Annotated in this window: 20 protein-coding genes; 17 read left to right on the top strand and 3 right to left on the bottom strand. The window is 36.9% G+C overall.

From position 1 onward, the window contains the following. Positions 1 to 16 precede the first annotated feature (16 nt). The 3 genes from mutL to hfq are packed head-to-tail and all read left to right on the top strand — an operon-like array spanning position 17 to position 3,104. Positions 17 to 1,876, top strand: a complete 1,860-nt coding sequence (gene mutL / locus ACFQ4X_RS06870) for a DNA mismatch repair endonuclease MutL (RefSeq protein WP_379833919.1) — start codon at positions 17 to 19, stop codon at positions 1,874 to 1,876. A 9-nt stretch (positions 1,877 to 1,885) separates the two neighbouring features. Then, positions 1,886 to 2,836, top strand: a complete 951-nt coding sequence (miaA, locus tag ACFQ4X_RS06875) for a tRNA (adenosine(37)-N6)-dimethylallyltransferase MiaA (RefSeq protein WP_379833921.1) — start codon at positions 1,886 to 1,888, stop codon at positions 2,834 to 2,836. Between the two features lie 31 nt (positions 2,837 to 2,867). Continuing rightward, entirely contained in the window at positions 2,868 to 3,104 is a 237-nt protein-coding gene (hfq, locus tag ACFQ4X_RS06880) for an RNA chaperone Hfq (RefSeq protein WP_066289634.1), read from the top strand. Positions 3,105 to 3,132: 28 nt separating this feature from the next. Here hfq and ACFQ4X_RS06885 read toward each other — a convergent pair whose 3' ends face one another. Beyond that, on the bottom strand, positions 3,133 to 4,107 hold the full coding sequence (locus ACFQ4X_RS06885) for a tyrosine-type recombinase/integrase (protein ID WP_379833923.1): 975 nt from the start codon (positions 4,105 to 4,107) through the stop codon (positions 3,133 to 3,135). 101 nt (positions 4,108 to 4,208) lie between these two features. Here ACFQ4X_RS06885 and ACFQ4X_RS06890 point away from each other — a divergent pair, with 101 nt between their 5' ends. Then, the gene (locus tag ACFQ4X_RS06890; protein ID WP_379833924.1) at positions 4,209 to 4,787 is read left to right on the top strand and encodes a YhcN/YlaJ family sporulation lipoprotein; all 579 of its coding nucleotides are present in this window, start codon (positions 4,209 to 4,211) and stop codon (positions 4,785 to 4,787) included. Between the two features lie 121 nt (positions 4,788 to 4,908). Here the strand turns inward: ACFQ4X_RS06890 and ACFQ4X_RS06895 are convergent, their stop codons facing one another. Continuing rightward, entirely contained in the window at positions 4,909 to 5,535 is a 627-nt protein-coding gene (locus ACFQ4X_RS06895; RefSeq protein ID WP_379833926.1) for a YitT family protein, read from the bottom strand. Positions 5,536 to 5,813: 278 nt separating this feature from the next. On the opposite strand from ACFQ4X_RS06895, the gene spoVK reads away from it, so the two are divergent. From spoVK to glnA, 5 genes are all read left to right on the top strand, one after another. Further along, positions 5,814 to 6,764 carry a stage V sporulation protein K gene (gene spoVK, locus ACFQ4X_RS06900; RefSeq protein ID WP_379833928.1) on the top strand — a complete coding sequence of 317 codons (951 nt, stop codon included), beginning with the start codon at positions 5,814 to 5,816 and terminating at the stop codon, positions 6,762 to 6,764. A 39-nt stretch (positions 6,765 to 6,803) separates the two neighbouring features. Further along, on the top strand, positions 6,804 to 8,060 hold the full coding sequence (gene hflX, locus ACFQ4X_RS06905) for a GTPase HflX (RefSeq protein ID WP_379833929.1): 1,257 nt from the start codon (positions 6,804 to 6,806) through the stop codon (positions 8,058 to 8,060). A 1-nt stretch (position 8,061) separates the two neighbouring features. Then, positions 8,062 to 9,330 carry an aminotransferase class I/II-fold pyridoxal phosphate-dependent enzyme gene (locus ACFQ4X_RS06910; RefSeq protein WP_379833931.1) on the top strand — a complete coding sequence of 423 codons (1,269 nt, stop codon included), beginning with the start codon at positions 8,062 to 8,064 and terminating at the stop codon, positions 9,328 to 9,330. Between the two features lie 122 nt (positions 9,331 to 9,452). After that, positions 9,453 to 9,854 (top strand): MerR family transcriptional regulator, encoded by a 402-nt coding sequence (locus ACFQ4X_RS06915; RefSeq protein WP_066289651.1) that lies wholly within the window; start codon positions 9,453 to 9,455, stop codon positions 9,852 to 9,854. 76 nt (positions 9,855 to 9,930) lie between these two features. Next, complete coding sequence (gene glnA / locus ACFQ4X_RS06920) at positions 9,931 to 11,265, top strand: type I glutamate--ammonia ligase (RefSeq protein ID WP_379833933.1); 1,335 nt, start codon at positions 9,931 to 9,933, stop codon at positions 11,263 to 11,265. A gap of 106 nt (positions 11,266 to 11,371) precedes the next feature. Here the strand turns inward: glnA and ACFQ4X_RS06925 are convergent, their stop codons facing one another. Then, positions 11,372 to 12,538: a tyrosine-type recombinase/integrase gene (locus tag ACFQ4X_RS06925; RefSeq protein WP_379833934.1), complete on the bottom strand. Its 1,167-nt coding sequence runs from the start codon at positions 12,536 to 12,538 to the stop codon at positions 11,372 to 11,374. Positions 12,539 to 12,860: 322 nt separating this feature from the next. Here ACFQ4X_RS06925 and ACFQ4X_RS06930 point away from each other — a divergent pair, with 322 nt between their 5' ends. The 8 genes from ACFQ4X_RS06930 (at position 12,861) to ACFQ4X_RS06965 (ending at position 18,328) form a co-directional block, all read left to right on the top strand. After that, positions 12,861 to 13,223 carry a hypothetical protein gene (locus ACFQ4X_RS06930; protein WP_379833936.1) on the top strand — a complete coding sequence of 121 codons (363 nt, stop codon included), beginning with the start codon at positions 12,861 to 12,863 and terminating at the stop codon, positions 13,221 to 13,223. 171 nt (positions 13,224 to 13,394) lie between these two features. Beyond that, positions 13,395 to 14,033 (top strand): ERF family protein, encoded by a 639-nt coding sequence (locus ACFQ4X_RS06935; protein WP_379833938.1) that lies wholly within the window; start codon positions 13,395 to 13,397, stop codon positions 14,031 to 14,033. Positions 14,034 to 14,142: 109 nt separating this feature from the next. Beyond that, positions 14,143 to 14,412: a hypothetical protein gene (locus tag ACFQ4X_RS06940; protein ID WP_379833940.1), complete on the top strand. Its 270-nt coding sequence runs from the start codon at positions 14,143 to 14,145 to the stop codon at positions 14,410 to 14,412. A 66-nt stretch (positions 14,413 to 14,478) separates the two neighbouring features. Continuing rightward, entirely contained in the window at positions 14,479 to 14,739 is a 261-nt protein-coding gene (locus tag ACFQ4X_RS06945; protein WP_379833941.1) for a hypothetical protein, read from the top strand. A 280-nt stretch (positions 14,740 to 15,019) separates the two neighbouring features. Beyond that, entirely contained in the window at positions 15,020 to 15,850 is an 831-nt protein-coding gene (locus ACFQ4X_RS06950; RefSeq protein ID WP_379833943.1) for a hypothetical protein, read from the top strand. A 551-nt stretch (positions 15,851 to 16,401) separates the two neighbouring features. Then, complete coding sequence (locus ACFQ4X_RS06955) at positions 16,402 to 16,635, top strand: hypothetical protein (RefSeq protein ID WP_379833944.1); 234 nt, start codon at positions 16,402 to 16,404, stop codon at positions 16,633 to 16,635. A gap of 92 nt (positions 16,636 to 16,727) precedes the next feature. Beyond that, on the top strand, positions 16,728 to 17,615 hold the full coding sequence (locus tag ACFQ4X_RS06960) for a Dam family site-specific DNA-(adenine-N6)-methyltransferase (RefSeq protein WP_379833946.1): 888 nt from the start codon (positions 16,728 to 16,730) through the stop codon (positions 17,613 to 17,615). A 2-nt stretch (positions 17,616 to 17,617) separates the two neighbouring features. Next, the gene (locus tag ACFQ4X_RS06965; protein WP_379833947.1) at positions 17,618 to 18,328 is read left to right on the top strand and encodes an HNH endonuclease; all 711 of its coding nucleotides are present in this window, start codon (positions 17,618 to 17,620) and stop codon (positions 18,326 to 18,328) included. Positions 18,329 to 18,331 lie beyond the last annotated feature (3 nt).

The following is an 18,331-nucleotide window of genomic DNA, read 5'->3' on the forward strand; positions in this document are numbered from 1 at the left end:
AAGGAGGCTATAAAAGGTGGGCAAAATCATACAGCTAGATGAGCATTTATCGAACAAGATTGCAGCTGGAGAAGTAGTAGAACGCCCAGCCTCTGTTGTTAAAGAACTTGTTGAAAATTCAATTGATGCTAATGCTTCTAGAATCGAGATTGAAGTAGAAGAAGGTGGCTTGTCACTCATTCGTGTGCTGGACAATGGGGATGGTATTGAGGCTGACGACTGTGTCCTTGCCTTTAATCGTCATGCTACAAGCAAGATTAAGAGTGAACAAGACCTTATTCAGATTCGTACGATGGGTTTTCGCGGAGAAGCGCTGCCCAGTATTTCTTCCGTCTCTCAAGTTGAGTTGAAATCTTCTACAGGTGATGGACCTGGTACTTATTTGTTTATCGAAAACGGTAAAATTAAAAAACAGCAGCAAACAAATAGCAGAAAAGGTACAGATCTGACAGTGCGTAACCTGTTTTATAACACACCTGCTCGTCTTAAACATGTAAAAACGATTCAAACGGAACTAGGAACGATTACCGATTTAGTTAACAGGCTTGCATTGGCAAACCCAGATGTTTCATTTCGGTTAAAGCATAACGGAAAAGAATTGCTGCATACATCCGGCAATGGGAACTTGCTGCAGATTATTGCAGCCGTTTATGGTATTCAGACAGCAAAGAATATGCTGCCGGTCTCCTGCACATCTCTTGATTATGAAGTAACAGGTTATATAGCCAAACCGGAGATGAACAGAGCATCCAGACAATATATCTCCCTGTTTATGAACGGCAGATATATTAAGAACTATGCTCTTTCAAAAGCTATCCAAAATGCATATCATACTTTCTTGCCGATTGGGCGATTTCCGATTGCAGTTCTTTCCGTTAAGATGGACCCAACAATTATAGATGTAAACGTCCATCCTTCAAAACATGAAGCAAGGCTAAGTAAAGAAACAGAACTAGTCCAATTAGTCGAAAATGAATTAAGAAAAGTAATAAAAGCTCAGCAGCTCATTCCCGAAGTTAATTTTCAGAAGAAAGAACAGAGACAGAAGGAAACAGATATACAATCTTCTATTTCGTTTGAATACTCTCAAAAGAAACAAGGAAAAGAGCCTTATCGAGTACCTGAACCTGTGGAACTTGAAACTTCCAATCATTTAAAATCAACAGTAAGCATTCAAGAAACAGTTCCAGTAAATGAAATGATGGATTCATTTTTAGATAGAAAGAAAAATTACACTGAAACAGTTTTCGAAAAGAAAGAAGAAAGCACCGAAGACACAGAATCAAACCAAGAGAAGATACCTGTTCTTTATCCGATCGGTCAGATGCACGGGACATATATACTTGCACAAAATGAAAATGGATTATATTTAATTGATCAGCATGCTGCGCAAGAAAGAATTAAGTACGAATATTTCAGGAAAAAAGTAGGGATGGTTGAACGCGAATTACAGCTGTTAACGGTTCCTTACACATTTGAATACACAACACATGAAGCTGCATTTATTAGCGATCATCTGGATTTTTTAAGCCTAGTGGGGCTCTTTCTTGAGCCATTTGGACAAAATACCTTTATTGTTAGAGAACATCCGCAATGGTTTCCAAAAGGGTATGAAAAAGAAACCATCATGGATATTATTCAGCAGGTATTAGATCATAGAAAGATTGATATAGAAAAATTAAGAGAAGAAGCTGCCATCATGATGTCATGTAAAGGGTCGATAAAAGCAAACCATCATTTAAGAAACGATGAAATATTTGCGTTGCTGGAGACTTTGCGAAAATCTGAAGATCCCTATACATGCCCTCATGGGAGACCGATAACAATTCATCTATCAACTTATGAACTCGAGAAAATGTTCAAGCGGGTCATGTAGGAGCTAACCATGAAAGAAAAATTAGTAGTTATAGTAGGTCCAACTGCTGTTGGAAAAACGAAAACAAGCATCGAACTCGCTAAGGCAATCAATGGTGAAATTATCAGCGGTGATTCTATGCAGGTTTACCGCGGATTAGATATTGGAACGGCGAAAATTACAGATGATGAAAAAGAAGGCATCCCTCATTACATGATTGATATCAAAGATCCTTCTGAGCCATTTTCTGTTGCTGAATTTCAAGAAAAAGCAAAAGAATATATCAGTGATATTAATAGTAGGGGGAAGATTCCCATCATTGTTGGAGGTACTGGCCTCTATATCCGTTCGGTGACACATCATTATGAGTTTTCAGAAGCGAACAAAAACAGTGAGATCAGGGATAAACTTCAAAAAAAAGCTGATGTTGAAGGTGCAGAGGCACTTCATTTAGAACTAATGTCAATAGATCCTGTAAGGGGAGCTGAAATCCACCCTAATAATGTGCACCGAGTTATTAGGGCTCTAGAAATATATTATGAAACCGGCAGCATACCCTCAAAGGAACAAAAAAATATGCAAGGCAAAGATGAATCATCTTATAACCTAGCATTAGTAGGTTTAACAATGGATCGGGAAAAGTTATATCAGCGCATAAATGAACGTGTAGATTTGATGGTTAAGTCGGGTGTTATTGAAGAAGCGAAGTGGTTATTACAGCAGGATATCTCCAATAGTCTTGCAGCTAAAGCGATCGGTTACAAAGAGCTTTTTCCTTATTTACTGGGTGAAAACACATTAGATGAAGCTATAGATCTTTTAAAGCGAAATTCAAGAAGGTATGCTAAAAGACAGTTCACATGGTTCAATAATCAGATGGATGTTAAGTGGTTTTCCATGGATGAGTCTTCATTTGAGAAAAAATTTAAAGAAATTCGTCACTTTGTGGAAGGGAAATTAGATATTTCCGAGAATGTATAAAGGTAATGCCCAAAGAGGAGGATCTGTTCACATGAAGCAATCTATCAATTTACAGGATCATTACTTAAACCAATTACGGCGCGAAAACATTTATGTGACCGTATATTTGCTGAATGGCTTTCAGCTCAAAGGTTTAGTAAAGGGGTTTGACAACTTTACGGTTGTACTTGAGGCAGAAGGGAAACAGCACCTCATATATAAGCATGCCATTTCAACGTTTACCCCGCATCGAAATGTCGATTTATCTTCTGCAAATATGAATGAATAAAAAATACTCCCTAAGAACCTGTGAGGTTCTAGGGAGTTTTTATTTGTTTAATGAAGTTATCATATCTTTGTAAAGTGAGATGTGATTTTAAACCGAACCAAGACTGAACTTCGTCGTCTGTTTTACCTGAAGCTAAATAATTTAATATTGCAGTCCTTCGCAAGTGTTGTGAGCTTATACCTTGTCTGATACCAGATCGTCTGATTTCCTGTCTTAACATTTTCTGAATGGCGATTACAGTTAAGGGTTTTGGTTCATAAATTGAATAATCAAAACGAAAAGTACCTCTTTGATAATCAAATGCGATAAAAAAACGGTCAGAAGAATAATTATTTGGTCTGATTGCGGCAGGTATGTCTTCTTTGTATGTATATAATAGGTGTTGGGTGAAATCAGTAAGAGGCAAGTGTCTGATTTCTGCAGTATTTATAACCGTTAACTGCTGCCTAGTAAAATTAACGTGTTTCATTTCAATATTCGTCAATTCTTGTAAAGTTAATCCGTAATGGTAAAGCAGTGATAGAATTGCTTCATTTCTTTTGATGAGTAAGTGTCTGTATTTTTGCTGTTTTTCTGTGAGACCATCAAAAGATGAGAGGGTTTCAAACAGCTGCTGAAATTCTTCCTCCGTTATAAAATCTTCTTCTTGAAATTGATTATCTTCTTTTAAATCTTTTTCAATGTCTGAAAAGGGGTTTTCCTGGATAAGTCTTTGTGATTGAAGAAATTGAAAGAGACTTTTTATTACGGTAAATACTCGTTTACTGGTTGCAGTGCTATATTCTCTCTGTTCAGAGAGAAATAAAAAATATTCTTTTAATTGATCAGAAGTCAAATTTTGAATCACAGGTGTATGATCACTGTTTTTGATCACTCTAAGCCAGGCGAAAAAGTCCTGCAGATCATAACAATACCGTTTGATCGTACTTTTTTTCCTGCCTTTATTTTGCAGATGTGAGATAAATGAATTGGCATATTCGGGTAAGTGTGGGTACTCTTCCATAATTGCCTCCTATAACCTCTTTTTCCCATTATATCAAAGGCAATATTTTTTGCATATTTAACATGCGTCCTAACAAAACTATTTAAAAAAGGATGATGAATATGCGAAAATTGTCAGTAGTTTTTATGTGTTTACTCTTTACTCTTAGTGCGTGTTCTGGAAAGAGCGGGTCAGGGGATGAGACACTGGATACGAAACAGGTGAAATACGATACTTCAGAGCGTAAGCCGAATTCTCAAATTGATTCACCGCGTGTGGCAGAACATAGCGAAGAAGTACATCAATCAAAAGATTTAGTACAGCTTGCTGAAAAAGTAAACGGGGTTGAAAAAGCATATGTGATCGTCAGTGGCACTTATACGCTGGTAGGAATTGTTTCTTCGGAACCAGTTGCGAAAGGTGAAGAAAACGATGCTTTGCGCAAGGAAGTCTATAGTGTGTTAAAAGGAAACGCACATGGCAGGAATGCAGCGATTACGACTGATCCAGATAAAATTGAAAAAATAAAAGAATTAGGTAATAAAGCAAACCTAAGTAAAAAAGAAAGTCAAAGCGGTGTATATAACGAGCTTGGCATATTAATCGGAAAGATTAAACCGCTTAAAGGACATATGAAATCGACTAGAAGGCAGGAAATGCATGAAGAAATAGACCATAGCCGGGATGATTTATATGAGTAAGAAATTCATTATTTCCTAAGGAAGCGCATAAACAGATATTTTTAGACAGAGTTAATTAACATAAGATACATTATGTTGCTTAAAGGGCAAAAAAAAGCATTCTCCATATGAGGAGAATGCTTTAATTATTTCTGACAGCTTCTGTTTTACGAGGGACATAAACAGAAGTTGAAGTTTTTGTTGTGCCTTTTAATTTTCCGGTTAGAAAAGAAGCGATTGTAATGGCAATGATCGAGATAAGAGCATTCTTAAAGCCAAACATGACCACAGCAGATGAAACAATAATAAAATCAGTTACAAAAAGTGATACACCTCGGTTGATATCCGACTTTTGTTCAAGGTATAAAGCGAGTATGTGTATTCCTCCGAGAGAAGCACCTGAATTTAGAACAAAACTTACCCCTATACCAATCAGAATTCCAGCTATCACAGCAGCAATTACTGGAGAAATCGTTGGAAAATGAACAAAATCCATTAGATCTGATATAACAGATATGAGTAAAATACATAAAAAAGTTGATAGTGAAAAAGTCCATCCAAGCTTTTTTATAGAGAGAATAAAAAAAGGGAGATTTACAATTAAAAAAAGAATTCCCCACGACCATTCAGTCATAAAAGTGCCAAGTGTTGCAACACCAGCTGTTCCTCCGAATGTCAGTGAATGTACAGTTAACAGCTTAATCCCTGCAGCAGTTAAAAATAATCCTAAAATAATCAATATACTTTTATAAAATTTAGATTCCAACATGATTCCTACTTCCGATTTAACAATTAGCTTGATATTTCATTATTTAACATATCACGGAAATCTTGCATACTTGAGTATTTTTATTCGTCTGAAAATAGAAAACGTTTACAATTTATTAATATTTATTCATCATTAAAAAACAAGGCTTGTCATTGTGGTAGACAATGTCGCTTTGTCATAAATTGATAACAGTGGATAAATAAACGATATAGGCATTTGTCACAGGTATTATCTAACAAGCATATAATGATTTGACTGGTAAAGAGAGGTGGTACCGCTTGAACGAACCTATCGCGATAAAAAAACAGCGGCAGATCAACATTGTATTAAACCAGGGAAATGAGAAAATCAAAGCAGATGATGCCATAACTTTGGCAGGAAAAGATAAAGCGAAAGAGCAGCATCTTCCATTATTAAAAATTGAACAAGATCTTAACAGGCTTGTTGGTATGGAAGATTTAAAACATCATGTCAAGGAAATTTACGCCTGGCTTCATATTAATAAATGCCGGCAGGAAATGGGGATGAAGGCAGAAAAGCAGGCCCTTCATATGTTATTCAAAGGAAATCCAGGTACTGGAAAAACTACAGTAGCAAGAAAACTGGGTACACTTTTTCATGAGATGAAAGTATTATCAAAAGGCCATCTAATTGAAGCCGAAAGAGCGGATCTCGTAGGTGAATACATCGGTCATACCGCTCAAAAAACAAGAGAATTACTGAAAAAAGCAAATGGAGGAATTTTATTCATTGATGAGGCCTATTCTTTGGGCAGGGGTGGAGAAAAGGACTTTGGAAAAGAAGCAATTGATACACTGGTAAAAGCGATGGAAGACCAGCAGCATGAATTTATATTAATTTTAGCTGGTTATCCGAAAGAAATGGATCGGTTTCTAAAACTAAATCCAGGTCTTCCTTCAAGGTTTCCGGTTGTTATTTCTTTTCCTGATTATTCGGTGGATGAACTAATGGAAATATCCAAAAGGATGCTTACCGAAAGAGAATACGTATTAACAAGAGACTGTGAGTGGAAACTGAAAACACATATTGAACGAGTCAGAAACTCAGGAAATGGCTCTTTCTCAAACGGAAGATACATTCGAAATATGATTGAAAAAGCTGTAAGAAGACAATCAGTTAGGCTTCTAAATGATGCAAGGCAAGATAAAAAAGCATTGATGACAATTCAAAGTGATGACCTTGTGCTAGAAGAACGTGATTTGATTTGATATGATGGAAGGAGACTATGGAAAGCAGGGATGGCGAATTTGAACAGACAAAAAGATTCAGTTCAGGAAAAAGCGATTCTCGTCGGCTGTCAGCTTCCGCGGCAGAACGACGAGCGTTTTTTTTATTCAATGGAAGAATTAAAGTCGCTGACTAAAACAGCGAATGGAACAGTTTGCGCAGTGGTTTCTCAAAAAAGGGACAGGTATGATTCTGCTACTTTTATAGGTAAAGGAAAAGTTGAAGAATTGATTACCCTTGAAGAAGAACTTGAAGCGGAACTTATTATATTTAACAGTGAACTGTCACCGTCACAAGTACGTAACCTTTCAAAACATTTTCAAGCAAGAATTATAGACAGGACACAGCTGATTCTTGATATATTTGCTCAGCGTGCCAAAACACGAGAAGGAAAGCTTCAGGTTGAACTTGCGCAGCTGGAATATCTTTTGCCGAGGCTCTCTGGCATAGGTGCAAGCCTCTCAAGACTTGGCGGTGGAATTGGGACAAGAGGTCCTGGTGAAACAAAACTTGAAAAAGACCGGCGTCATATAAGACTTCGTATTCATGAATTAAAACAGCAGCTAAACCAAGTGGTAAGCCATAGAGAAAGATATAGAGAACGGCGCAAACACCAAGGAGCTTTTCAAGCAGCACTAGTCGGCTACACAAATGCGGGAAAATCTACGATATTCAATAAGCTAACTGAGGCTGACAGTTATGAAGAAGATCAGCTTTTTGCGACGTTAGATCCTTTAACAAGAAAAGTGAAACTGACAAGCGGTTTTCAAATGCTGCTGACAGATACAGTAGGCTTTATTCAGGATCTTCCTACTTCATTAATAGCCGCCTTTCGATCTACGTTAGAAGAAGCTGCTGAGGCAGATCTGCTTATTCACGTAATCGACGGATCAAGTGAAGACCGCAATCAGCATGAAAAAACAGTTAAACGGATATTGAGTGATCTGAAAGCTAGCCACATCCCAATGTTAACGGTATACAATAAGAAAGATCAGTTTGCAGCAGACTTTTTACCAGAAAGTCCGTCTATTTCTATTTCAGCTTTAGCCGAACAAGATATTACAATGTTAAAAGAAACGATTGAAAAAGAAGTAACTAAACAGCTTACATATTATCAAATCAGTGTGCCTGCACACGATGGCAAACAGCTTGCGAGACTTCGGTCCGAAACGATCTTAATTAAACAGGAGTTCGATAAAGAAAAGCTGGTTTATGATTGCAGGGGATATGCCCTCTCATCAACTTCTATCGAGTCAATCAGCAATAAAGGAGAATAGCATGTATTCGCAGTTCCAAAATGGAGAAATCTTAGAGAAAACGGCAAAAATAGTATCCGATCGAATAAAGGATATACATGAATCGATTGATTCTGTTGCACAGTTTAATCAGCTTAAAGTTTTAAAAGCATTTCAGAAAAATAATGTAGGAGATCATCATTTCAATCCAACTACAGGTTATGGATATGATGATTCTGGACGCGATACCCTCGAAAAAGTCTATGCTGATGTCTTTCAAGCAGAGGCAGCTATTGTCAGACCGCAAATTATTTCAGGAACACATGCTATCACATTATCCCTTTTTGGTGTGCTTCGTCCAGGTGATGAACTCGTATATATAACTGGAAAACCGTATGATACTTTAGAAGAAATTGTAGGGATAAGAGGAACTGGTGAGGGATCATTAAAAGATTATAACATCTCCTATAAGCATATTGACTTAACTGAACAAGGAGAAATTGATTACGAAGCAGTAAAAGAATCCATTACAGAAAAGACAAAAATGATCGGTATTCAGCGTTCCAAAGGGTATGCTGATCGTCCTTCATTTACAGTGAATGATATTAAAGAAATGATTGAATTTGTAAAAAGTATTAAAGAAGACGTAATCGTATTTGTAGATAACTGTTATGGTGAATTCGTTGAACAAGTGGAGCCGATTGAAGCAGGTGCAGATATCATTGCAGGATCCTTAATTAAAAACCCTGGGGGCGGTCTTGCGAAAACAGGGGGATACATCGCGGGAACAGAATCACTGATTAACAGGATTTCTTATCGTCTTACCTCTCCTGGAATCGGAAGGGAAGCAGGTGCATCACTTTACAGTTTGCAAGAAATGTACCAAGGCTTTTTCTTAGCTCCGCACGTTACTGCACAGGCTTTAAAAGGTGCTGTTTTTACAGCTGCATTTTTGGAAGAGCTAGGCATGGAAACCCGGCCAACATGGCATGAGAAGAGAACAGATCTTATCCAATCCGTTATTTTTGGAGACAAAGAGAGAATGATTACATTTTGTCAGGCTATCCAAAAATCATCACCAATTAATTCATATGCAGTTCCTTATCCTGATTACATGCCAGGTTATGAAGATGATGTAATTATGGCAGCAGGAACATTTATCCAAGGAGCGAGTATAGAACTTACTGCTGATGGGCCGATACGACCGCCGTATATTGCATTTGTACAGGGCGGACTTACTTTCGAACATGTTATGATTGCTGTTATATCTGCTGTGGATGAACTTTTAACACATGGTTTAATTAAAAAATAAGCATCTTAAAAAGGCCGATAAGGGCCTTTTTTTAATTTGATGTTACTTTTTCTAACATTATGTTTGACATGTTAGCTTTTCTGACATAAGATATAAAAAGAAGTTGAAAGGAGGTAGGCAAAATGAACGATATGAACCGCAGGAACTTGCCTTTGTTCCCAATTAGCATTGTTATGCAGCTGACTGAGTTATCTGCAAGACAGATTCGCTATTATGAAGAACATGAATTGATTCATCCTGCAAGGACAGAAGGTAATCGTCGTTTGTTTTCTTTCAATGATGTAGATAAGCTTCTTGAGATTAAAGCACTGCTCGAACAAGGCGTGAATTTAGCGGGTATCAAAAGGGTGTTTGAACTTAACGAACAGGCAGCTGAGTTAATTAAAAATCAGCAAAATGTTCAAGGAGTTAAAGAAATTTCGGAATCTGCGCTTCATCGCCGCTTAAAACGGGAATTGATTCATGCAGGCAGACACGGAAAGACATCTTTAATCCAAGGAGAACTTTCCAGGTTTTTTCATTAAATAAAAACTGAATAATACTTAATAGGTGAACAATCGCCTTAAACAGGCGTTTTTATATTTAAAGGAGGAGAAAGATTTGGCTAAGTATACTAAAGATGATATTTTAAGAATGGTAAAAGAAGAAAATGTAAGGTTCATTCGTTTACAATTCACAGATTTATTGGGTGTAATTAAAAACGTTGAGATTCCAATCGGACAGCTTGAAAAAGCTTTAGATAATAAAATGATGTTTGACGGATCTTCTATTGAAGGTTTTGTACGAATTGAAGAATCTGATATGAATCTATACCCGGATTTAGATACATTTATAATCTTCCCTTGGACATCTGAAAAAGGTAAAGTTGCACGTTTGATCTGTGATATCTACATGCCCGATGGAAATCCATTCGATGGAGACCCGCGCGGTATTTTAAAGCGAGTATTAAAAGAGATGGAAGACCTAGGATTCTCAGACTTCAACATTGGACCTGAGCCAGAATTTTTCTTGTTCAAAAATGATGAAAAAGGTGAACCTACACTTGAATTAAATGATAAAGGCGGTTACTTTGACCTTGCTCCAACAGATCTTGGTGAAAACTGCCGAAGAGATATTGTACTAGAGCTTGAAGATATGGGCTTTGAGATCGAAGCATCTCACCATGAGGTAGCACCTGGTCAGCATGAAATTGATTTTAAATATGCGGATGCCGTGAACACTTGTGATAACATCCAAACTTTTAAGCTTGCTGTTAAAACAATTGCACGTAAGCACGGGCTTCACGCTACATTTATGGCAAAACCATTATTCGGAGTAAACGGTTCTGGTATGCATGCTAACATGTCTTTATTTAAAGACGGCGAAAATGTATTCTATGATGAAAAGTCTGAAACAGGCTTAAGTGAAACAGCAATGCATTTCTTAGCTGGTATCCTAAAGCACGCTCAAGGTTTTACAGCGATCACAAACCCTACTGTAAACTCTTATAAGCGTCTAGTGCCTGGCTATGAAGCTCCATGTTATGTAGCTTGGTCTATGCAAAACAGAAGTCCTTTAATCCGTATTCCAGCTTCACGCGGTATCAGCACACGTATCGAAGTTCGAAGTGTTGACCCGACTGCTAACCCGTATCTTGCAATGGCAGTATTGCTTGCATCAGGTCTTGATGGGATCAAGAACAAATTAGCTGCTCCGAAGCCTGTAGACCGCAACATCTATGTAATGGATAAAGATGAGCGCGAAGCAGAAGGAATTCAAGATCTTCCAGCAACATTAAAAGAGGCTCTAGTTCTTTTCAGTAAAAATGAAGTTCTGACAAAAGCTCTTGGTGAGCACGCTACAGAACACTTCATTGAAGCAAAAGAAATCGAGTGGGATATGTTCCGCACACAAGTTCACCCTTGGGAACGCGAACAATATATGAGCATGTATTAAGCCTTAAAAACGTTGATATAGCAGCGTTTTGACAAAAATAATTGCGGGGTAACTCGTGAGGTGATTCTCTTAAAAGAGGATTTGCCCCATGATTGCCCCGCAATTTTTATTTTTCTTTGACATCCGACAAACTGTCCATGTATTTTTCATACTGATCAACCGAAGAAATCATAAGCTTGTCCGAGATATGTCCGTAAGTGTTTGAAGTTACGGTGATGTCTCGATGACCAAGTCGTTTGGATACCAAATTGATGTCATTTTTAGATTCTAACAACATCACCGCATGAGTATGTCGCAATCCATGTATCGAGATGGGTTTTAACCCTGCTTTTTCTTGGACACGCTTGAATACGCGCTGAAGGGTAGATTTCGGAAGAGGTCGACCATCTTCTCGGCAGAACACAAGATCCAGGTGATGAATGTATTCATCGTTGAACCGGATACGCTGAGCGTTCAAATATTTCATATGCTCATGTAATTCTTGTGCCACTCGTTTCGTCATCTGCACTTTTCTTCTCGACTCATACGTTTTCGTATCTCCGAAAATACGTTCATCTTCTAAATTCGTAATTTTAAAATCAAGTGATTTGTTGATCGTGATTTCATTGTTTTTAAAATCGATGTCTTTTCGCTGAAGAGCAGCAGCTTCTCCTTTTCGAAGACCACAATCTAGAAGTGTTAGAAAGAACCTGTAATAGTGAGGTGGTTCTTTTCGTGCGGAATTCAATAAATCAGGAATATCATCTTTTTCGATATATTCCAGTTTTTCTTCGTTACTTTGTGATCGCAACGGAATCTTAGTCCGACTGCTCGGATTTTCTTCGATCATCTTATATTCACATGCTTGACCCATCGCGGCTCGCATCGTGGTATGAATAATCTCGATCGTACGTTTTTTATATCCTTGGTTCACTAACGACAAAATAAAATCATCATAGCGTTTTCGTGTGATGTTTTTGATCGCGATGTTTTGAAAATAAGGGATGATTTTCTTGTTAATGTTATATTCATGCTGTTCGAATGTATTCTTTTGGATTCCCGGCTTCTTATATTTAAGCCAGCTGGCGAGATGATCTTTTAACAATGTTTTTCCGCTATGGTCAACATCAATTCCTGATTTTAGTTTGTTCTCCATCTTAATCGCCGCCACGTTTGCTTCTGCTTTCGTTTTAAAGCCTGTCTTCTTTTTTTCCCGCCATTTGTTTGACACTGGATCTTTATACCGAATCCGGTAATACCAGTTTCCTTTTGTAATCTGGTCAAGCTTCGCCATTATTTTTTAGCCCCTTCGTTTCTTATTTGCCACGTGGATAGATAAAACTTTTGAAAAAAAACGCTGACGTAGCAATCAGCGAGTTTTCTCTAAACAATTTATAAAGGAGAATTCTAAAGAAAAGAAAATGTTTTGTAGACAGATGATTATCTAATCACCTTGCACTCATCTTAAAATATACATTAAACAAAAACAATAGGTAATTACCAAAATTATAAAATGTTTTTATTTTATTTATCTGTCCGCAGTTTTTCCTGTTATAATGAATTGGAATTGAACAATAAACAGTTACATTAAATCAAACATAAAGGGGGGATTCACGATGATCGATAAAGGAAAGGGATGGACCGTAAAAAACAAAAAATATTTGTATGTCTGGGTATATGACCAGAGCGCGACTCATCTACACCGATTGGAAATGAGTTCTGCCGGATATCGAATGAGCGAAGTGTTCTCTAAGTCAAAAATGATGTGTATCGGAAATGTAGAAAAATTAAATAATGAATTAAAAAAAATGAAGAATCAAATTGAAAAAGAACAATTCATTACAAAAATAGTCATGGAGAAAATCAAAAAGTACAACCTTGATACTGATGAAGACAGATTAAAAAGACTAGTTGTGCGAAAAGCACATAAAATACTCGCGCAATGGTCCGAAATCGAGTTTGAAGCAGCAAGGGCTTAGGAAAGCCCTCAATAATTAATAGGAGAAGAAAATGATATTCCAAATTACAGTCTTCATTATTGCAATTTGTTTAATTTTAAATGGTGTCTCGCAGCTTTTAGTCAATAAGCATTTAAATGAAAAAATTAAAAAGTTAGAAGAAGAAGTTAAAGAAATAAAGGGGAGATCAAGTTGATCAAAAGTGAATCAATCGTAGAAGTAGCAAAAGCTCTCGTTGAATTTAATAAAGAGATGACACGCATCGGAAAAGATGGCATCAACCCACATTTTAAAAATCAATATACTACACTTGATACGATGCTGGACACAGTCAGACCGATACTCGCAAAGCATGGTCTAAGCATCTTACAAATGCCATCGGGTGATGGACAGACGATCGAAATACGCACCATGATTCTACATACAAGCGGGGAATATATCGAAAGTCCGGTCATGACGATGAGACCGACCAAGACAGATCCGCAAAGTTTAGGTAGTGCGCTCACATACGCGAAGAGATACTCTTTAGCAAGTGTGTTAGGCATATCTACTGGTGAAATGGACGATGAAGGAAATGCAGCAAGTGTAACTCAGAGTCAGACGTATACAACCGTTTATCATAAACCATCGTACAATAAAGCAACAGACAACCAGGTAAGTAAAATCAAGTGGGATATGAAAAATGCAGCGCAAATGTACGGCACTTCAGTTGAAAAGTTAGAAACCGAATTATATACAAAATACAAAATCAAGGACATTACGGAACTTGATAAGTCCACTGCTTCAGACTTAATTGACTATTTAGCTGAAAAGATAAAAACAAAGAGTTGACAATTAAGAAAATCAGACTATACAGAGATTAAAGCGAGGGAGAAAGTGATGGTTCTCCCTTATCATTTACACCAATTTTATCCATCCACATTTGAGAGGAGTGATTAGTATGAAAATAGAGTCAATCGAGCGAAGATCTTATAGCACATCAACAGAAAGGCATTATTATTTAGTAAAAGCACTCACAGATCATGACGAATTCGTCCATACCACTTCATCTTTTGACAATAAAACCTGGAGCTTAGGACCATGTCTTTCCTTTGAAGAAATAACAGAGGAAAAAGAGAAGGAGCTTTTAGAAATGGCTGTCGACTATATCGAAAATCATTCTAAATGGAGACTGGAGTATTTGTTTATCGAAAGGAGTGAAAAAGTATGAGCATATTCTTGATATCAACGAGTTTACTTTTTATCGGTCACGCCATTTATGAGTGAAGGGTTACAAATGACATTCACAAAAAGAAAAGCGATTCATCTTTTTATGATCAAGACGCACCACAATAAAACGCTGGTCACGAAATACACGAAGCACGAATTCAATAAATATGTCTTTTCATACGGTCAATTTTCGTACCGCGCGAAACTTCAAGATAATAGCATCATGATCGAGGTGTTATACGGCAACTATGTGATGGATTTTTTATGGTTTCATCCGGAAACGATGGAGCTTGATTTGGATTATCAATTGAAAATAGAGGGGGGATAATTATGAAGCACATGAAACTGATTAACGTTGATTATGACGATCGCTTATAAGCGTCAACTCGATTTATGGGATCTGAAGATGACACAAGGGAAATATCTAACCGTTCGACAAACCGAATCAACGAAAGAGAAAGTGATGCATTATATCAAAAACTTAAATTCTCAGCGCTTACAATTTTTGTTTTAAAAGGTATTGAGTTTGAAAAAATAATTTTCTATACTGAACGCGATATACGAAATACGTATATCGTTTTTTTATTCAATCAAAAGGGGAGAACTTTATGGCTTTGAAAAATGTAGTTGACGAAAATGGAGCTTTAATTGGCAAGATGGTACCTGTTGATAAAAACTATGTCATTATCCACAAAAAATCGCTGGAAGGCTTCAAGCAGAAAATAGAAGATCGGAACACACCTAACTTTATAAAATGCTTCACGAATGAAATCAAAAAGCTCACTCATCTAACGCTTACACAGTGCGGGTATCTTCTACATATATTGACGTTTATGAACCTAGATAAAGAAGGATATTTGATTGCAGAAGAACAATTTCTCACGCAAAAAAAAATATGCGAGCAACTTGGAATCAAGGGGAGAGCACGTCAGAGTGAGTTGTTTAAGACCCTCATCACCTGCGGTCTCATTGTCAAAGAAGGACAAAAGATTAAAATATCGGAAAAATATCACGCTATGGGAGAAACAACAAAAAAGAAGTTTGCCAAACTTCATCTAGAAAGTACACGGCAATTATTTAAAAAACTAAAGCATCGAGAAGTGGGTATGATTTATAAGCTTTTACCATATGTAAACAGAAAATATGGAGTCATCTGTTCCAATCCGGAAGAAGAAGAGATGGGTAAGATCCACTTTCTATCTCAAGACGAACTGGCTGAATTGGTTGTTGAAGATGAAAGAACAATTTCTAAAAGTATGAAGGCACTCGACCAAGCTAGTGCAGCGCTCGTTATTAAAGCCGGTAAAACAGACAACTTTATTATCCATCCAGACTTCGTCATGCGGATGAAATGGTCGCATCGGGAAGCACTTCTCACCTTCTTTCAACTCAACGAAGCCAAACGTAAATATGCAAGAAACCGCACTTGTAAAAAATAAGTGCAAAAATGAGTATCTTTTAAAAGATTTTACCCATCCCTTTATTTAGTTTCAGATGCAAAAATGAGTACCTTTTACTTCGTTTCAAATGCAAAAATGAGTACCTTTTTTTTAGGGGTATTTTCTTACTCTCTCTAAGAGTAAACGCATTTTATCCATCCACGCTCCTTCTTTATTCTTAGTTGTATGACAGCGAGTGAAAATGAATATGTAATTTCTTTCAAAAGATGAAGTAGACATAGTCATGAACTAATTATGCGAATGAAATTGCATTTGTTATTGCTTTAATATGAGTTGAAAAACAAAAAAGCAGCGCGAAGTCTGCTTTTTTATACCACTTCAATATTATCAATATCTAACCATTCGGTATCTTTTTCCTTATTAACTGTAAGGCTAAATTTAATACATAATTTTGCTTCGTCGGTTCCGATTTTGATAAATTGTTCATCAAAAGGTTCGAAATAATAATTAGTCTGACTCACATCAAATTCAGTATCTACATAAAAAAGACCTGATACTATGACATGATCTAATACCAGGATATTTTGAAAATGGATGTTGGTGAACTATCCCATTTAACTTCGGTCCTTTTCAAAATGAATGAAATGATGTATTGGGCGCAAATAGTAAAACGAAATGGAAAATGGCAAATAGATGGGTTATATACATATAACGAACGACCAGTAAGATGTGTCGACCGATTTTTTAAAGATCATGAAAAAGAAAACATGATTCATCAAGTCTTGGACCATCCAAGAGTGAGATTGCCATTGTTATTATGCTAAAAAGCCGTCAATCGACTGCTCTTTTTTGTGTCTAATAATGGTATAATGAGACAAGTCATCATAACAGATACAACAACAGAAGGAGGATGTTTATGAAATTACCTCATCCAATCCCATACCAAGGAAGCAAACGCAATATTGCAGGTAAAATATTAACGTATTTTCCTGATGATATAGATACTTTATATGAATCATTTGTAGGATCCGCTGCTATGACGATTGCAGCTGCAAAATATAATAAAGCTAATTCATTTGTTTTAAATGATATCAATAAACCCTTAATGGATATATGGGAACAGATACTAACCAATCCGTTAAAGTTGAGTAATGATTATCGTATGCTTTGGGAAGAACAACTGGGTAATGAAAAAGAGTTTTACAAAAAAGTCCGAAATGAGTTTAATCAAGATCCAAAAGCACATCAACTGCTTTATCTTTTAGCAAGATGTGTGAAAAATGCTGTCCGGTACAATGATAAAGGTGAGTTCAATCAAGGACCTGATAATCGTAGAAAAGGCAGACAGCCGAGTACGATGCAAAAAGAAATTTTAGGTGCATCAAATATTTTGGCAGGAAAAACCAGTTTTTATGTCGAAGATTACGTGGAAAACGTCCGAAGAGCATCTAAACAAGATTTAGTATATTTGGATCCGCCATATCAAGGTACAAGAGATAGCAGTAAAAGGTATATCCAAGGACTTGATTTAACGAAATTTATCAATTGTTTACATGATATGAATGAGAGAGGGATATCCTACATCATTAGTTTCGATGGGAAAACGGGCGAAAAAACTTACGGAGAAAAGTTACCAGACTTCCTCGAACTAACTCATATTGAAATAGAAGCGGGTGTAAGTTCACAATCTACGCTTTTAGGCAAAAATGAAAAAACGATAGAGTCGATCTACCTTTCAAGACCTTTGGTCAATCGACTTCTTAACAAAAAAGTAGAGGAACAGCTGGCGCTATTTGGAGGCTAAAAATGGCAAGCGAAAAGTACCCAAAAGAATTCCTGGAACTCGTGCAGCAGGTCAGTAACAAACGGGCAAAATTTGTAATAGAACAAATCCTAAAGCATGGGCAAGTTAGCACCGAAGAAATTAAAGCTGCAGGATATAATCATCCACCACGCGCAGCTGGTGATGTAAAGGATCTCGGCATACCGCTAAGAACCATACGGGTAAAAGATTCAACGGGAAGAATGATCGGCGCATATGTGTTTGAAGATATATCAAATCTTCGAAACAACATATTAAACGGAAGAAAGAATTTTCCTAAAGCTTTCAAACAAGCATTATTGCTTCATTATGGGAACAAATGTGAAGTGTGTAACACCGCTTTTGAAAAAAGGTATCTCCAAATTGATCACCGTGTTCCTTTTCAGGTAGGTGGGGATAGTCCTTTAGAAGTCGAACATTACATGCTTGTTTGTTCTCCATGTAACCGATCGAAGTCGTGGAGCTGTGAGCATTGCGATAATTGGTTACGTACAAAAAATCCAGAAATTTGTAAATCGTGTTATTGGGGAAATCCAAAAGAGCATGAACATATTGCGCTACGCAGGGTGAAAAGAGCAGATATCATGTTTGAAGATGATGAAGTGGGTATATACGCAGAGGTTAAAACGAGAGCAGATAAAGAAGGCGTATCTGTTCAATCATACATAAAAAAATATTTAGAAAACCTGCTGTGATAA

This window comes from Fictibacillus halophilus, assembly GCF_042680145.1.
In the GTDB taxonomy this organism is placed as follows: Bacteria; Bacillota; Bacilli; order Bacillales; family Fictibacillaceae; genus Fictibacillus; species Fictibacillus halophilus_A.